We start from the raw sequence: 15,433 nt of genomic DNA on the forward strand, positions 1-15,433 counted from the left end.
GTGGCGGCAAGCTTTGCCGTGATAGCGAATAGGGGTTGATCCAGTTGGGTGATAGTTGGCCTGGGTTATTCATCACTGGAACGCATAAGGGCCCAACTGGCCTTTTGATAGTGCTGCCGCGCGCCAGGGTGCGCTGGCTAGACTGCGGGCATCCAAATGTGGGCATTCATCGAGGGCAGCACAATGAGCATGACGTTTTCCGGGCAAGTGGCGCTGGTCACGGGGGCCGCTGCCGGCATCGGCCGCGCGACGGCTCAGGCTTTTGCCGCCGAAGGCTTGAAAGTGGTGGTGGCGGACCTGGACGTGGCGGGCGGCGAGGGCACGGTGCAGTTGATCCGCGAAGCCGGGGGCGAGGCATTGTTCGTGCGCTGCAACGTGACCCAGGATGCCGATGTACAAAATCTGATGGCACAGGTAGTCAATGCCTACGGTCGCTTGGATTACGCCTTCAACAATGCCGGTATCGAAATCGAGAAGGGCAAATTGGCCGACGGCACCCTGGACGAGTTCGACGCCATCATGTCGGTCAACGTCAAGGGCGTTTGGCTGTGCATGAAGTACCAATTGCCGCTGTTACTGGCCCAGGGCGGCGGGGCGATCGTCAACACCGCGTCGGTGGCGGGCTTGGGCGCGGCGCCGAAAATGAGCATTTACGCGGCCTCCAAGCACGCGGTGATTGGCCTGACCAAATCGGCGGCCATCGAGTACGCGAAGAAGAAAATCCGCGTCAACGCGGTATGCCCGGCGGTGATCGACACCGACATGTTCCGCCGCGCGTATGAGGCGGATCCGCGTAAGGGCGAGTTCGCCGCGGCCATGCACCCGGTGGGGCGCATCGGCACGGTGGAGGAAGTCGCCAGCGCCGTGCTGTACCTGTGCAGCGACGGCGCGGCCTTCACCACCGGCCACGCGTTGGCGGTGGATGGCGGAGCGACGGCGATCTGATAAAAAAAACGGGCACAAAAAAACCGGAACCCCTCAAGGGTTCCGGTTTTTTTGTGCCGGTTACTGGCGTTCGCGCTTGGGCAACACGTCTTTGAGCTTGGCGTGCATGCTGCGCAGGGTGGTTTCGGTGCTGGCCCAGTCGATGCAGGCGTCGGTGATCGACACACCGTACTGCAATTCGGCCAGGTCCTTGGGGATTGCCTGGCAACCCCAGTTCAGGTGGCTTTCGACCATCAGGCCGATGATCGACTGGTTGCCTTCGACGATCTGGTTGGCGACGTTTTCCATCACCAAGGGTTGCAGGGCCGGGTCCTTGTTGGAGTTGGCGTGGCTGCAATCGACCATGATGTTGGGCTTGATCTTGGCCTTGTTCAGCGCCTGTTCGCACAGGGCGACGCTGACCGAGTCGTAGTTGGGCTTGCCGTTGCCGCCGCGCAACACCACGTGGCCGTAGGCGTTGCCCTTGGTGGTGACGATGGATACGCCACCTTCCTGGTTGATGCCCAGGAAGCGGTGTGGGCTGGAAACCGACTGCAGGGCGTTGATCGCCACGGTCAGGCCGCCGTCGGTGCCGTTCTTGAAGCCGACCGCCGAGGACAGGCCGGAGGCCATTTCCCGGTGGGTCTGGGATTCGGTGGTGCGCGCGCCAATGGCCGACCAGCTAATCAGGTCCTGCAGGTATTGCGGCGAGATCGGGTCCAGGGCTTCGGTGGCGGTGGGCAGGCCCATTTCCGCCAGGTCCAGGAGCAATTTACGGCCGATGTGCAGGCCGTCCTGGATCTTGAAGGAGTCGTCCAGGTACGGGTCGTTAATCAGGCCTTTCCAGCCCACCGTGGTGCGCGGCTTCTCGAAGTAGACGCGCATCACCAGGTACAGGGTGTCGGCCACTTCCGCGGCCAGCGCCTTGAGGCGCTCGGCGTATTCGTGGGCGGCCTTGATGTCGTGGATCGAGCAGGGCCCGATGACCACGAACAGGCGATGGTCCGTACCGTCGAGGATATTGCGAATGACTTCGCGGCCCTTGGTCACGGTGCGCAGCGCCACGTCGCTCAAGGGGATATCACGCTTGAGCTGATCGGGGGTAATCAGTGTCTCGTTGGAGGCGACGTTAAGGTCATTGATCGGTAAATCAGCCATCGTGTTACTCGTCAGGTCACGGGTGCCGGCCGCCAGCGATCCCCGCGCGGCGGAGCACAGCAGATTTATTGGGGCGCGTCGGGGTGCCGAACCTTAGCGCGTTAAGCGCCGGTTCGACAATGGGCAGACACCGGTTTAATCCCGCAGGGACGGCATAAACGCCTGGCGCACGCTGTCGTGAGAGAACTCGGCGGCATGCTGGTGCACCCACTCCAGGGCCAGGGCCTCAATGTCGTTGGCCTGGGCGTGTGCGCCGTACTGGCGCCGGTAGCGTTCCATCTGGCAAATCTGCTCGCCCATGCGCGCGCCGAACAGGGTCTGTTCGTCGACAAAAGCGATGCCCACCAGGTAACCGTGCTTGCGCCGCAGGCACCACGCCACGTAGCCCAGGTAGCAGGCACTTTCGCCCAGGCTGGGCATGCGTATTTGCAGCGCCGTGCCGCGCCGCCAGGCGCGGTGGTAATTGCACGCGACGCCCCCGAGGCTGATAGTGTGCAGCCGTTGGCCAGAGATGCATTCGTGTTTTTGCAAGGTCAACTCGACCGGAATTTCCTCTGGGTGAGGTAGGAAACGTCCCATGAACTTGGACTCCAAGTCTCAATTATCTGACAGCGATTTACCCAGTATAGAAGTGCAATGGGAACTGACTGATTTCGACGCCGACCAGCGGCTATTGGCGATGAGTGGTGTCAGCCTGGTGATTTTCACCAGTGTCGGCTGCTCCAGTTGCCGCTGGGCGCGCCAGCAATTGCCGACACTGGCGTTGCCGGTGGCGCGTTTGTGTTGGATCGACGCCGCCGACAACGGCGGCTTGGTGCAGCGTTATGAGGTGTTCCATCTGCCGGCGCTGTTTGTGGTGCGCGATGGGCAGTTTTTCGGCGCGTTGCGTTCGCGCCTCGGCACCGATGAGTTGACGGCGGCGCTGGCGTTGGCCCTGGAACGAGAGCCCGAGGAATTGCCATGATCGGGTGCGGTGCATTGCATATAAGGAGAAGGGCATGAGCGACAAATTGGTGGTGGCTATTTCTTCCCGGGCCCTGTTTGACCTGAGCGACAGCCACAAGGTTTACCTGGCCCAGGGGGTCGAAGCCTATCGCCAGTACCAGATCGAGCACGAAGAAGAGCAGTTGGCGCCGGGGGATGCCTTTCCCCTGGTGCAAAAATTGTTAAGCCTCAACGCCAGCCTGGGGCGCGCGCGGGTGGAGGTGGTGCTGGTGTCGCGCAACAGCGCCGACACCGGGTTGCGGGTGTTCAACTCAATCCAGCATTACGGCCTGGATATTTCCCGCGCGGCCTTTGTCGGTGGGCGCAGCCCTTACCCGTACCTGGCCGCGTTTGGCTGCGACCTGTTCTTGTCGACCCACGCCGACGATGTGCGCAGCGCTCTGGATGCCGGGTTCGCGGCGGCCACCATCCTGTCCGGCGGGGCGCAGCGGGCGGCCAGTGAGGAATTGCGCATTGCCTTTGATGGTGATGCGGTGCTGTTCTCTGACGAGTCTGAGCGGGTTTATCAGACCGGCGGCCTGGAAGCCTTCCAGGCCAGCGAACGGCAGTCGGCCCGCGAGCCGTTGCGCGGTGGCCCGTTCAAGGGCTTCCTGGCGGCGTTGAACCTGTTGCAGCGCGAATTTCCCAGCGAAACCTGCCCGATTCGCACCGCCCTGGTCACCGCCCGCTCGGCCCCGGCCCATGAGCGGGTGATCCGCACCTTGCGCGAGTGGGACATCCGCCTCGATGAGTCGCTGTTTCTTGGCGGGTTGACCAAGTCGGCGTTTCTGGAAGCCTTTGGTGCCGACGTGTTTTTCGACGACCAGGCTGGCCATTGCGAGCTGGCCCGCGAGGTGGTTGCCACCGGCCATGTGCCCCATGGCGTGAGCAACGAACCGCGTCCTTGAACCTGCGGGTGCAGGGCCCGTCGCACTCCCCGAGGCGCTGCTAAGCTGAGTCAATCCGCGCCATGTTGGCATACGAGGAGGCCGTATGATTCGTTCGATGCTGTACGCCACAGACCTCGGTTTGTATGCACCGCTTGTGCTGCAACACGCCTTGGCCCTGGCCCGGACCTTCAAGGCAGACCTGCATGTCGTTCACGCCGTGGAGCCCATGGGCTTGTTCGCTGAGTCTGTACTGCAGAGCTATCTTGACGAGCGGGCCCTGAACGAGTTTCACAGTGAAGGCCTGAGTACGGTGATGGCCAGTATCGAGCAACGGGTGCTCGACAGTTTTCGCGAAGAGTTGGGGGAAGGGCAGCAGGACCTGGCGCTGATCCGCTCGGTCCGGGTGCTGCAAGGGGATCCCTCGCAGGTGATTCTGGAGCAGGTGTCGAAACTTGAAGTCGATTTGTTGATCGTAGGAAGTCACAGCCACGGCGCGGGCGGGGAAACGCCCTTGGGCCGTACGGCGGCGCGGGTGTTGCAGTTGTCCCGGGTGCCGGTTTATTTGGTGCCGTTATTGCAGCGCAGACGCCAGAGCGATGTGTGAAACGCAAATGTGGCTTTGATAAAAAAGTTCTAGATTTATTCTTCAAACCATTCTTATAGTTATATACCGCCGCTGATGCCCGCGGCGTTTATCTGCTTTGAGGGATACATATGAAGCTCCAACAATTGCGCTACATCTGGGAAGTGGCGCACCACGACCTCAACGTCTCCGCCACCGCCCAAAGCCTCTACACCTCGCAACCGGGCATCAGCAAACAGATCCGTTTGCTGGAAGACGAACTGGGTGTCGAAGTTTTCGCCCGCAGCGGCAAGCACCTGACGCGCGTCACCCCCGCCGGCGAGCGGATCATCAATACCGCCGGCGAAATCCTGCGCAAGGTCGAGAGCATCAAGCAGATCGCCCAGGAATTCTCCAACGAGAAGAAGGGCACCCTGTCCATCGCTACCACCCACACCCAGGCGCGTTATGCGCTGCCGCCGGTCATCAGCAACTTCATCAAGCAATACCCGGACGTGGCGCTGCACATGCACCAGGGCTCGCCGATGCAGATCGCCGAAATGGCCGCCGATGGCACTGTGGATTTCGCCATCGCCACCGAAGCCCTGGAGCTGTTCGGTGATTTGGTGATGATGCCGTGCTACCGCTGGAACCGCTGCGTCGTGGTGCCCCAGGGCCATCCGCTGACCAAGCTGCCGAAGCTGACCCTCGAAGCCCTGGCCGAATACCCCATCGTCACCTACGTGTTCGGTTTTACCGGCCGCTCCAAACTCGACGAAGCCTTCAGCCATCGCGGCCTGACCCCCAAAGTGGTGTTCACCGCCGCCGACGCCGACGTCATCAAGACCTACGTGCGCCTGGGCCTGGGCGTAGGCATCGTGGCGAAAATGGCGGTCGACACCAAGCTCGATAATGACCTGGTGGTACTCGACGCCAGCGAGTTGTTCGAGTCCAGCGTGACCAAGATCGGCTTTCGCCGCGGCACCTTCCTGCGGGGCTTTATGTGCGACTTCATCGAGAAGTTCGCCCCACACCTGACCCGCGAAGTGATGGCCAAGGCGATTGCCTGCCATAACAAGCAGGAGCTGGAAGAACTGTTCGACGGCGTCGAGTTGCCGGTGCACTAGAACGCGGTTTATTTCACCTCGGTGACAGTGAACTGTTGCCGAGCGCCCGCCACGCTAATGTCCACCTCATCGCCCTCGAACTTGCCCAACAGGCTTTTGCCCAGGGGCGAGCGCGGGGTGATGACGGTAATCGGTTGCCCCACCAGTTGCACCTTCAGGCCCGCGCCATCGGGGGCAAGAAACAGCCACTGCTGGCGCCCCTGCTCATCCTCCAGCCCCAATAGGGTGCCGACCTGGATGCCGGTGCTCTCGTCATAAGGGCGCAGGGCCATGTTCTGGCACAACGCCAGGGCCTGGCGGATTTCCTCCACGCGCTTGGCCTGGCCGGCCGCCAGGTAAGAGGCCTCTAGGCCCAGGGTGTCGTATTTGTTCTCGGCGATGTTTTCTTCGTGTGTGGCGGTTTCGTAGGCGGTCTGCGCGGCGCGCTGGGCGATGTCGAGATCGGCCTGGAGTTTGTCGAGGATCAGGGCGTGGACGCTGTGCTTATTCATGCTCAATCACAAAATTGCAGGACATTGGCCCGGCTCTTGTCGCTGGGGGCGGTCTGGTCTTGTTGCAGCCAGAACTGGCACTTGGGGTTGGCCAGGTTGCGCGCATCGCTGCGGCTGTTGTCCAGGGCCTGGCGCTGCTCGTTGCGGCGCAGGTTTTCCTGGTATTGCTCGAACATCGGGTTGCTGGCCGGGGCCTGCACCACGGGCGGCTGGGCCAACTGCTCGACGGCGCGGCTGACGGGTGCCAGTTGTGCGCTGAAGACAAAGCGCGAGGCCAGCCAGCAGGTCAGGGCAATGGCTAAAAAGCCCAACCATAGGCCCAGGGCGATGGACAGGCTCAAGCGCAGGTGCGGTACAAGGCGCGAGCGAGAGCGGTAAGGCATGGTGGCCTCCTAATGGCGGCTTGATCGGGCATGGCGGCGATTGTCGCACAGGCCCGGGGCAGATTAATCGGCCACGGCCCTTCTGCGCGGTGGCATTTATGCGGACAATCGAGCTTTTCGCCACAGGGAGCCCGCAATGAAAGCCCGCTGGGATATTTTTTGCAGCGTCGTCGATAACTACGGCGACATCGGCGTGACCTGGCGCCTGGCCCGGCAACTGGTGGCCGAACACCCCTGCGCTGTGCGCCTGTGGGTCGATGACCTGCGCGCTTTCGAGCGCTTGTGCCCGGCCATTGATGTGCAGGCCGAGCAGCAGGTGCAGCAGCGTGTCGAGGTGCGGCACTGGGCCGCCGAGTGGTCGGCCACCGACGCGGCGGACGTGGTGATTGCCGCATTCGCCTGTCAATTGCCGGCGGCCTACATGGACGCCATGGCCGCAAGGCAACCCACACCGTTGTGGCTCAACCTCGACTACTTGAGCGCCGAGCCCTGGGTAATCGGTTGCCACGGTTTGCCATCGGTGAAGTACAAACAGGTACAGAAGTTCTTCTTCTTCCCCGGGTTTCAGGCCGGTACTGGCGGTTTGCTGCGCGAGGCCGGGTTGCTGGAGCGTTGTGCGGCATTTCAGCGCGATGGGCAGGCCCAATCCGAGTTTCTGCAGGGGTTGGGGGTTGTTCCCACGCCGGGTGCCCGCTTGATCTCATTGTTCGCCTATGAAAATACCGGCTTGGCCAGTTGGCTCGACGCCTTGGCCCAAGACCCCGCGCCCACCCATCTGCTGGTGCCCGAAGGGCGGGTACTGGGGGATGTGCAGCGCTGGCTGGGTGTCGAGGCCCTGGCGGTGGGCGCGGTGCAGCAGCGCCAGGCCCTGACGGTGCAGGTGTTGCCATTTGTTCCCCAGGACGATTACGACCGCTTGCTGTGGTGCTGCGATTTCAACGGCGTGCGCGGCGAGGACTCGTTCGTGCGTGCGCAATGGGCGGGCAAGCCGCTGCTGTGGCACATCTACCAGCAGGAAGAAGACATCCACCTGGACAAGCTCGAAGCCTTCCTGGCCCTGTACATCCAAGGCCTTTCGCCCGCCGCCGGGCAGGCCCTGGCCGACCTCTGGCGGGCGTGGAATGGGGGCGTGGACATGGCCGGCCCGTGGCGCGGGGCACAAAAACACTGGCCAGAACTCCAGCAGCATGCCCGCGCCTGGTGTCTGGAACAGGCCTCACGGCCCGATCTTGCTGCGGCGCTGGTGCAGTTTCGGGGAAATTGGATATGATACGCGGCCTTGATTTTTGTAAATCCCATCCAAATTCGGATATTCGTAATGAAAACTGGTAAAGAACTGAAACCCGGTATGGTCATCCGTATCGACAACGACCCTTGGCTGGTTCAGAAAGCTGAGTTCACCAAGTCCGGTCGTAACAGCGCAATCATGAAGACCAAGCTGAAGAACCTGCTGACTGGTTACAAGACCGAAACCGTCTACAGCGCCGACGACAAGCTCGATGACGTGATCCTCGACCGCAAAGAAGCGACCCTGTCCTTCATCAGCGGCGACGCCTACACGTTCATGGACACCACTGACTACACCATGTACGAACTGAACGCCGAAGACATCGAAGCCGTTCTGCCTTTCGTTGAAGAAGGCATGACCGATGTTTGCGAAGCGATCTTCTTCGAAGAGCGTCTGGTTTCCGTAGAGCTGCCGACCACCATCGTGCGTCAGGTTGACTACACCGAAGGTTCCGCTCGCGGCGACACTTCGGGCAAGGTGATGAAGCCTGCCAAACTGAAAAACGGTACCGAGCTCAGCGTTGCAGATTTCGTTGAAATCGGCGACTGGATCGAGATCGACACCCGCGAAGGTGGCTCCTACAAGGGCCGCGCCAAGGTTTAACGCCTGGTTCGTGCGTGATGAAAGCCCGACTTCGCGTCGGGCTTTTTTATGGGCGCCACATAAACACTGGGGCTGTTAAGCTCAACTTTAGGAGCGTTCCTACGCACTTTTAAATGAAGTCGTTCTTCTTTAACTGCATCCGATCAGGTATTGCTGACGTCCTGCCGTTTTGGCCCCTCGCCAGATTTCCAGTGACGAGCCGACCTGATCCCGGAATATGCTCTATGAGACATGAAGCATGAATAAGCGCCCGTTGTATTTCGACTATGCCGCCACCACCCCTGTGGATGAGCGAGTCATTCAAGTCATGGTTGAGTGTCTTGGGTTTGACGCAAATTTTGGTAACCCCGCCTCCAGCTCCCACGCCTATGGCCAGCAGGCCCGGCAAACGGTCGAGCGCGCGCGCCAGCAGGTCGCGGACCTGATCGGCGCCGAGGCCGGGCAGATTGTCTGGACCTCCGGCGCAACCGAATCCAATAACCTCGCCCTCAAGGGCGTGGCCCAGGCTCGCGGTGTTACGGGCGGCCATGTCATCACCAGCCAGATCGAACACAAAGCCATTCTCGATACCGCCCGCCAACTCGAAGAGGCAGGCGTTGCGGTGACTTACCTAGCGCCCGACGCCGAAGGCCTCATCACTGCCCAAGCGGTGCGCGAGGCGCTGCGCGACGACACCTTCCTGGTGTCGCTGATGCTGGTCAACAACGAGTTGGGCACTGTCAACGACATCCCCGCCATCGGCCAGGTCGTGCGCGAGCACGGTGCCTTGCTGCATGTGGACGCGGCCCAGGGTGCGGGTAAAGTTGCCATCGACCTGAAGGAGTGGGCGGTGGACCTGATGTCCTTTTCCGCCCACAAGATTTACGGCCCCAAGGGCATTGGCGCTCTGTATGTCGGGCCACGCGCGCGCCAGGGCCTGCAGGCGCAGATTCATGGGGGCGGGCATGAGGGCGGTTTGCGCTCGGGCACCCTGGCCACGCACCAGATCGCAGGCATGGGCGCGGCGTTTGCTCTGGCCGCCGAGTTTTTCGACGAGGAAGCGGCGAGCATCGCAGCGCTGCACGAACGGCTGATCGGGCCACTGAGGGTACTTGCCGGCGTACGCCTTAACGGCAGCGCCGCGCAGCGTATCCCTCATACCTTGAGCCTGACCTTTAATGAAGGTGAGTTCGATTCGGCGGCGTTGAGTGCGTCCATCGCGTTTTCCGCCACATCGGCGTGCAATTCGGCGAGCAATGCGCCGTCCCACGTGTTGTTGGCCTTGGGCCATGATGCTCGCGCCGCCGGGCGCACTATTCGCTTGAGCCTGGGGCGCTTCACCTGCGAGCAGGACATCGACCAGGCTGTTCTACTGATAAAAGCGGCAATCGCCAGTGCCCCCGCGTTCTGGGCCGTTACCGCGCCTTGAACGGGCAGGCCCACCCATAACAATGATCCGTGACAAGCAGGAGATGTAATGAGCACGCAGCCCTTGATCCCCCAGCGCCTGGCGCGCACCCGTGAACAGATGCGCCGCGAAGGCATTCATGCCTTGCTGGTGCCGTCGGCCGATCCGCATTTGTCGGAGTACCTGCCGGCCTACTGGCAAGGGCGGCAATGGCTATCTGGGTTCCATGGCTCTGTGGGCACACTGATCGTGACCCAGGATTTCGCCGGTGTGTGGGCCGACAGCCGCTATTGGGAGCAGGCCACCAAGGAACTCAAGGACAGCGGTATCGAGTTGGTCAAGCTTTTGCCTGGGCAACCCGGCCCGTTGGACTGGCTGGCGGAACAAACTCCGCAAGGTGCGGTGGTGGCGGTCGATGGCGCGGTGATGGCCGTGGCCGCGGCACGTACTCTGGGCGGCAAACTCACTGCCCGTGGCGCGAGCCTGCGTACCGATATCGACGTGCTGGCATGTGTCTGGGATGATCGCCCTGCTCTGCCCAGCCAGCCGATCTATCAACACCTGCCACCACAAGCCACCGTCAGCCGCGTGGAAAAACTCACCGCGTTGCGCCAGAGCCTCAAGAGCGCCAATGCCGAGTGGCATTTTATCGCCACCCTCGATGACATCGCCTGGCTGTTCAACCTGCGTGGCGCCGACGTGTCGTTCAACCCGGTGTTCGTCTCCTTTGCCTTGATCGGCCAAGAGCAGGCCACGTTGTTCGTGGCCCTGGATAAAGTCGACAGCTCGCTGCGTGCCGTGCTTGAGCGCGATGGTGTGAGCGTTCGTGACTACAGCGAGGTGGCCGTGGCCTTGAGCGCGCTGCCGGCTGGGGCGAGCCTGCACGTGGACCCGGCGCGGGTGACCGTAGGCCTGCTGGATAACCTGGACAGCGCCGTCAAATTGGTCGAAGGCCTGAACCCGACCACCCTGGTCAAATCGCAGAAGAGCCAGGCCGACGCCGAGCATATTCGTCAGGCCATGGAGCAAGACGGCGCGGCCCTGTGCGAATTCTTCGCCTGGCTGGAAGCGGCTTGGGGTCGGCAGCGCATTACCGAGTTGACCATCGACGAACAACTGACCGCCGCCCGGGCGCGGCGTCCGGGCTATGTGTCGCTGAGCTTCAACACCATTGCGGCTTTCAATGCCAATGGTGCGATGCCGCACTACCACGCAACCGAAGAAGAACACGCGGTGATCGAAGGGGACGGTTTGCTGCTGATCGACTCCGGTGGCCAGTACTTGGGCGGTACCACCGATATCACGCGCATGGTGCCGGTTGGCACACCGAGCCAGGAGCAGAAGCGCGATTGCACCCGCGTGCTCAAGGGCGTGATTGCCTTGTCCCGGGCCCGGTTTCCCAAAGGCATCCTGTCGCCGTTGCTCGACGCCATCGCCCGCGCGCCGATCTGGGCCGAAAGCGTGGATTACGGCCACGGTACGGGCCACGGCGTGGGCTACTTCCTCAACGTCCACGAAGGCCCGCAGGTCATCGCCTACCAGGCTGCCCCCGCACCGCACACCGCCATGCAAGTGGGGATGATTACCTCCATCGAACCGGGCACCTATCGCCCTGGCCGCTGGGGCGTGCGCATCGAAAATCTGGCCCTTAACCGCGAAGCTGATACCAGCGAGTTCGGCCAATTCCTAAAGTTCGAAACCTTGACCCTGTGCCCCATCGACACCCGCTGCCTTGAGCCGTCATTGCTGACTCAGGAAGAGCGCGACTGGTTCAACGACTATCACCAACAAGTGCGCCAGCGTTTGCGCCCGTTGGTGGAGGGGGCGGCGTTGGCGTGGTTGATTGAGCGCACCGAGGCCATTTGATATCAAGGGCCGCCGTCACTTGCGTACGGCGGCCACTGGTTCAAGCCAACGCTTCACGCACAAAGTCCAAACGATCCTGGCCGAAGAACAACTGGTCACCGACGAACATGCTCGGTGCACCAAAGACTCCACGCCGGATGGCCTGCTCGGTAGTGTCCTTGAGCAAAGCTTTCACTTCTTCGTCGTTACTCAAGGCCAGGATTTCATCGGTACTGAAATGGCGCTCGGCCAGCGCTGCGCTAAGCGCTACCGGGTCGTTCAGGTCGCGCCCGTCCACCCACAGCGCCTTGAACAGGCAATCGATGAACTCAATAAAGCGCTCGGGCTGACGCAGTTGCACGCCGGTTGCGGCGCGCATCAGTAGCAGTGTGTTGATGGGAAAATTCGGGTTGAAGTTGAGCGCGACTCCATAGCGCTGCGCATAGCGCCCGAGGTCTTGGAGCATGTAGCGGCCCTTGGCTGGAATGGTCACGGGTGAAGCATTGCCGGTGGCCTTGAACACCCCTCCCAGGAGCATCGGGCGGTAAACCAACTCGGCCCCTGCTTGGGCACAGAGTTCGGGGAGTTGAGTGTAGGCCAGGTAAGTGGCGGGGCTGCCGAGGTCGAAGAAGAATTCGAGCGTCTTGCTCATGTTGTTAGCCTCTGATGGTCGTGATGGTCGGGTTACCAGCGCTCGCTCCAGGGCCGCAGGTCGAGTTCGAAGGTCCAGGCATCCCGCGGCTGGCTGTGCAGGAACCAGTAGTTCTCGGCAATGTGCTGTGGATTAAGGATGCCATCTTGGTCCTTGAGGGCGTACGTTTGCGGGAAGTTGTCGCGGATGAAATCGGTGTCGATGGCGCCATCGACTACCACATGGGCGACGTGAATATTCAGCGGCCCCAATTCCCGGGCCATGCTTTGGGCCAGTGCGCGGATCCCGTGTTTGGCCCCGGCAAACGCGGCAAACCCAGCCGCGCCGCGAAGCCCCGCGGTTGCTCCGGTGAACAGGATGGTGCCGCGTTGGCGAGTGACCATACGCTTGGCCACTTCCCGGGCATTGAGAAAGCCTGAAAAACAGGCCATTTCCCAGATCTTGAAGTATTTGCGTGCGGTTTCTTCGAGGATGCTGCACGGCACGTTGGCGCCGATGTTGAAGACCAGCGCCTCGATTGGGCCAATCTGGCTCTCGATGTGCTCGATCAACTCAATGACGTCATCTTCCTTGCGTGCATCGCAGGCAAAGCCGTGGGCCTGGCCGCCGCTTGCGTGGATGGCGTCGATCAAGGGTTGCAGTTTGCCCGCGCTGCGCCGAGTGACGCAGGCAATAAAACCTTCCTGGGCAAATCGCTGGGCGATAGCGCTGCCGGTTGCATCGCCCGCACCTACTACCAGCACCACTTTCTTATTGTTGATCGCCGTGGTCATGGAGCGCCTCTCTCTTTGGTTAACGGTCGTTAGCCAAACGAACGTTATGCTACGATTTCGACTGCGTCAAGATGGACAGCCAGAGGGGAAGCCATGCGTTATTCAGCAAGCCACAAGCAGGAAACCCGGGAACGGTTACTGGCCAGCAGTGCGCTCTCGGCCAAGAAAGAGGGCTTTTCTACCGTGGGCGTCGATGGCTTGATGAAAGCCATCGGCCTTAGCGGTGCGGCGTTCTACAGCCACTTTTCGTCAAAGGACGAATTGTTCGGCGCGATTGTCGAGCGCGAACTGCGGCATAGCCTTGAGCGGTTAAGTGGTGAGGGCGAACAGAGCCTGGAACGGCTGGAGCGTTGCCTGAACCATTACCTGAGCATGGCCCACGTTAAAAAGCCAGAGGTTGGGTGTGCTTTGCCGGCGCTGGGGGCTGAGATTGCCCGGTCTGATGTTGAGGTGCGACTGCGGGCCCAGGAATGGATTTGTCGCTTGCACGAGAACTGGGCTCGTACCCTGGAAAGCGAAAGTTTGGCTTGGGCTGTTCTTTCGCAATGCGTGGGCGCGCTGGTGGTTGCGCGGATGATGGTCGATCCAGCGTTGCAAAACACCGTGTTGACGACCAATCGTCTGCAAATCCGGCGTCAGGTTGCCCGTCAAGCCGACGAGTGAGTGCTTACTTGCAGATCACGATCATGCTTCGGCTGGTGTAGCCCGCCGGATTGAGGCCAAAGAGGTAGTCGCCCGGTTCTTCCACGGAGTCCCCTGACTTGGCGATGACCTTATAGCCTTTTGCCCCGCAGGAGTTGGCGGCGCGGGTGTGGCACTTGTCCCACGAGGAGGACAGGCCAGAGCAGTTGATATGCACGCCTTTCTTGCCGTGTTTGACCGAGGTTTTAGACGTCGCGGCGCAGCCCGCAATCGCCAGTACTGCTAGCAGTATCAAAACGTGTTTCATTCCCTTCCTTATAGCTTGCTTCGCAGCGGGCCCTGAGCCTGGCTTTATCCGCGCTATATGCCAACTGAAGCTATCCCTTGCGAAAAAATCCATGGCTTACACCGGGTTGCGGCTAAACATGGCCTAATTGAGCGGTAAATGCCAGAGCTTCGTCAAATCAGACTCAATCGCGTGCAACAACGACGTGGGGTTCCCTGCGTATAGTCGTCGTTGCCCCTACGCAAGCAAGAATAATGCACAGGATTGCCAGCCATTGCGTCAGGGAAAGGTGTTCATGCAGGAACAGCAGTCCAGATAGCGCGCCGATGGCGGGCTCGATGCTCATAAGGGTACCGAAGGTCCTGGTGGGGATTTTGGTCAAAGCGACCATTTCCAGCGTGTAGGGCAGGGCGGTAGACAGGATAGCGACCGCTAGCGCAACGGGCATCAGGGCGGGTGTCAACAGCGCTGCGCCCGCATGCGCAATGCCGATGGGGCTGACAACCAGTGCGGCGATCATCACCCCCAGGGCTGCGGTTTGAACGCCATTGTCTGCCCCAGCCTTTTGCCCGAACAGAATATAGAGCGCCCAACACACTCCGGCGGCCAATGCGTAGCCTGCGCCGAGCAGGTCAATCCCACCGCGGGTCTCGCCTGTGGGAATGAGCAACAGCAAACCCAGGATCGCCAGGGCTATCCAGAGAAAGTCCAGGACACGGCGTGAGGCGAAGATCGCGACCGCCAACGGCCCGGTGAACTCTAACGCCACCGCGATTCCCAGCGGGACGGTTTGCAGTGACATATAGAAGAGCAGGTTCATCCCTCCCAGTGCGACGCCATACACGATCACTGTGCGCAAGGATGCAAAGGTTAACTTGGCACGCCAAGGGCGCAATAGCAGCAGCATGATGAAACTGGCAAAGATCAAACGCAGCGTCGTGGTGCCTTGTGCGCCGACCACGGGAAACATGCTTTTGGCCAGGGCCGCACCGGACTGGATGGAAGTCATGGCTATTAATAGCAGGCCAACCGGGAACAGGGTGGAGGCGAGGCTGCGTTGAGGGCTGGTCATGATGTCGCGCCATCCTGTAGGGGGGGTAATACGAGGTGTATGATGCTCAAATCTAGAGGAATGAGCAATATAGTGCGCACTTCCCGAGAGCTAAGATTGTTTGCGATGCTTCTGTATTGATAGAAAACCTGAATTAACGGTTGACGGCGATTTATATCTGTCTATAATTCGCCCCACTTCCAGCGCAGTCGAAACGGAAAACTCCTTGGTAAACAAAGAGTTATGCAGGTTTCGACAGCGCGGAGCTTCAGGTCATCGAAGCCCGAAAGGAGTTGAAAAAGAGGTGTTGACAGCAGCGAGTAACGCTGTAGAATTCGCCTCCCGCTAACGAGCGATCGTCAGCGCAAGTGGTTGAAGTTGTTAAAG

At 60.9% G+C, this 15,433-nt stretch carries 18 protein-coding genes; 10 read left to right on the forward strand and 8 right to left on the reverse strand.

All coding sequences use genetic code 11. From position 1 onward, the window contains the following. The first annotated feature begins 183 nt into the window (after positions 1-183). Positions 184-945, forward strand: a complete 762-nt coding sequence (locus AC19YR_RS11060) for an SDR family oxidoreductase (protein ID WP_500598426.1) — start codon at positions 184-186, stop codon at positions 943-945. A 60-nt stretch (positions 946-1,005) separates the two neighbouring features. Here the strand turns inward: AC19YR_RS11060 and AC19YR_RS11065 are convergent, their stop codons facing one another. Both AC19YR_RS11065 and AC19YR_RS11070 read right to left on the reverse strand, forming a co-directional pair. After that, positions 1,006-2,082, reverse strand: coding sequence for a 3-deoxy-7-phosphoheptulonate synthase (locus tag AC19YR_RS11065; RefSeq protein ID WP_095110600.1), 1,077 nt, complete (start codon positions 2,080-2,082; stop codon positions 1,006-1,008). Between the two features lie 135 nt (positions 2,083-2,217). Beyond that, the gene (locus AC19YR_RS11070) at positions 2,218-2,661 is read right to left on the reverse strand and encodes a PilZ domain-containing protein (protein ID WP_500598428.1); all 444 of its coding nucleotides are present in this window, start codon (positions 2,659-2,661) and stop codon (positions 2,218-2,220) included. On the opposite strand from AC19YR_RS11070, the gene AC19YR_RS11075 reads away from it, so the two are divergent. From AC19YR_RS11075 to cysB, 4 genes are all read left to right on the forward strand, one after another. Further along, positions 2,660-3,046: a thioredoxin family protein gene (locus AC19YR_RS11075; RefSeq protein ID WP_500598430.1), complete on the forward strand. Its 387-nt coding sequence runs from the start codon at positions 2,660-2,662 to the stop codon at positions 3,044-3,046. The two genes, AC19YR_RS11070 and AC19YR_RS11075, sit on opposite strands and share 2 nt — an antisense overlap. Before the next feature lie 34 nt (positions 3,047-3,080). Next, positions 3,081-3,974 (forward strand): 5'-nucleotidase, encoded by an 894-nt coding sequence (locus AC19YR_RS11080; RefSeq protein WP_095110597.1) that lies wholly within the window; start codon positions 3,081-3,083, stop codon positions 3,972-3,974. Between the two features lie 85 nt (positions 3,975-4,059). Continuing rightward, entirely contained in the window at positions 4,060-4,560 is a 501-nt protein-coding gene (locus AC19YR_RS11085; RefSeq protein ID WP_095110596.1) for a universal stress protein, read from the forward strand. A gap of 110 nt (positions 4,561-4,670) precedes the next feature. Then, positions 4,671-5,645, forward strand: a complete 975-nt coding sequence (gene cysB / locus AC19YR_RS11090; RefSeq protein ID WP_500598432.1) for an HTH-type transcriptional regulator CysB — start codon at positions 4,671-4,673, stop codon at positions 5,643-5,645. An 8-nt stretch (positions 5,646-5,653) separates the two neighbouring features. Here the strand turns inward: cysB and AC19YR_RS11095 are convergent, their stop codons facing one another. Together AC19YR_RS11095 and AC19YR_RS11100 are read right to left on the reverse strand one after the other, a co-directional pair. Next, entirely contained in the window at positions 5,654-6,136 is a 483-nt protein-coding gene (locus AC19YR_RS11095; protein WP_095110594.1) for a GreA/GreB family elongation factor, read from the reverse strand. Between the two features lie 2 nt (positions 6,137-6,138). After that, the gene (locus AC19YR_RS11100) at positions 6,139-6,519 is read right to left on the reverse strand and encodes a hypothetical protein (protein WP_500598433.1); all 381 of its coding nucleotides are present in this window, start codon (positions 6,517-6,519) and stop codon (positions 6,139-6,141) included. A 136-nt stretch (positions 6,520-6,655) separates the two neighbouring features. On the opposite strand from AC19YR_RS11100, the gene earP reads away from it, so the two are divergent. From earP to AC19YR_RS11120, 4 genes are all read left to right on the forward strand, one after another. Further along, the gene (earP, locus tag AC19YR_RS11105) at positions 6,656-7,789 is read left to right on the forward strand and encodes an elongation factor P maturation arginine rhamnosyltransferase EarP (RefSeq protein ID WP_500598435.1); all 1,134 of its coding nucleotides are present in this window, start codon (positions 6,656-6,658) and stop codon (positions 7,787-7,789) included. A gap of 48 nt (positions 7,790-7,837) precedes the next feature. Continuing rightward, complete coding sequence (locus AC19YR_RS11110) at positions 7,838-8,410, forward strand: elongation factor P (protein ID WP_095110591.1); 573 nt, start codon at positions 7,838-7,840, stop codon at positions 8,408-8,410. A 238-nt stretch (positions 8,411-8,648) separates the two neighbouring features. Beyond that, complete coding sequence (locus tag AC19YR_RS11115; protein ID WP_500598437.1) at positions 8,649-9,818, forward strand: cysteine desulfurase family protein; 1,170 nt, start codon at positions 8,649-8,651, stop codon at positions 9,816-9,818. 48 nt (positions 9,819-9,866) lie between these two features. Beyond that, positions 9,867-11,663 (forward strand): aminopeptidase P family protein, encoded by a 1,797-nt coding sequence (locus tag AC19YR_RS11120; RefSeq protein ID WP_500598439.1) that lies wholly within the window; start codon positions 9,867-9,869, stop codon positions 11,661-11,663. A gap of 40 nt (positions 11,664-11,703) precedes the next feature. Here the strand turns inward: AC19YR_RS11120 and AC19YR_RS11125 are convergent, their stop codons facing one another. Both AC19YR_RS11125 and AC19YR_RS11130 read right to left on the reverse strand, forming a co-directional pair. Continuing rightward, the gene (locus tag AC19YR_RS11125) at positions 11,704-12,294 is read right to left on the reverse strand and encodes a 2-hydroxychromene-2-carboxylate isomerase (RefSeq protein ID WP_500598440.1); all 591 of its coding nucleotides are present in this window, start codon (positions 12,292-12,294) and stop codon (positions 11,704-11,706) included. Positions 12,295-12,326: 32 nt separating this feature from the next. After that, on the reverse strand, positions 12,327-13,067 hold the full coding sequence (locus AC19YR_RS11130; RefSeq protein ID WP_095110587.1) for an SDR family oxidoreductase: 741 nt from the start codon (positions 13,065-13,067) through the stop codon (positions 12,327-12,329). A gap of 93 nt (positions 13,068-13,160) precedes the next feature. Between AC19YR_RS11130 and AC19YR_RS11135 the strand changes: the two genes are divergently transcribed. After that, positions 13,161-13,730 (forward strand): TetR/AcrR family transcriptional regulator, encoded by a 570-nt coding sequence (locus tag AC19YR_RS11135; protein WP_500598443.1) that lies wholly within the window; start codon positions 13,161-13,163, stop codon positions 13,728-13,730. 4 nt (positions 13,731-13,734) lie between these two features. On the opposite strand, the gene AC19YR_RS11140 is transcribed toward AC19YR_RS11135, so the two are convergent. Both AC19YR_RS11140 and rhtA read right to left on the reverse strand, forming a co-directional pair. After that, positions 13,735-14,016 (reverse strand): hypothetical protein, encoded by a 282-nt coding sequence (locus tag AC19YR_RS11140; RefSeq protein ID WP_095110585.1) that lies wholly within the window; start codon positions 14,014-14,016, stop codon positions 13,735-13,737. A 163-nt stretch (positions 14,017-14,179) separates the two neighbouring features. After that, positions 14,180-15,067 carry a threonine/homoserine exporter RhtA gene (rhtA, locus tag AC19YR_RS11145; RefSeq protein WP_500598445.1) on the reverse strand — a complete coding sequence of 296 codons (888 nt, stop codon included), beginning with the start codon at positions 15,065-15,067 and terminating at the stop codon, positions 14,180-14,182. Positions 15,068-15,433: the final 366 nt, after the last annotated feature.

The sequence above is a fragment of the Pseudomonas sp. MF08817 genome, assembly GCF_059862705.1.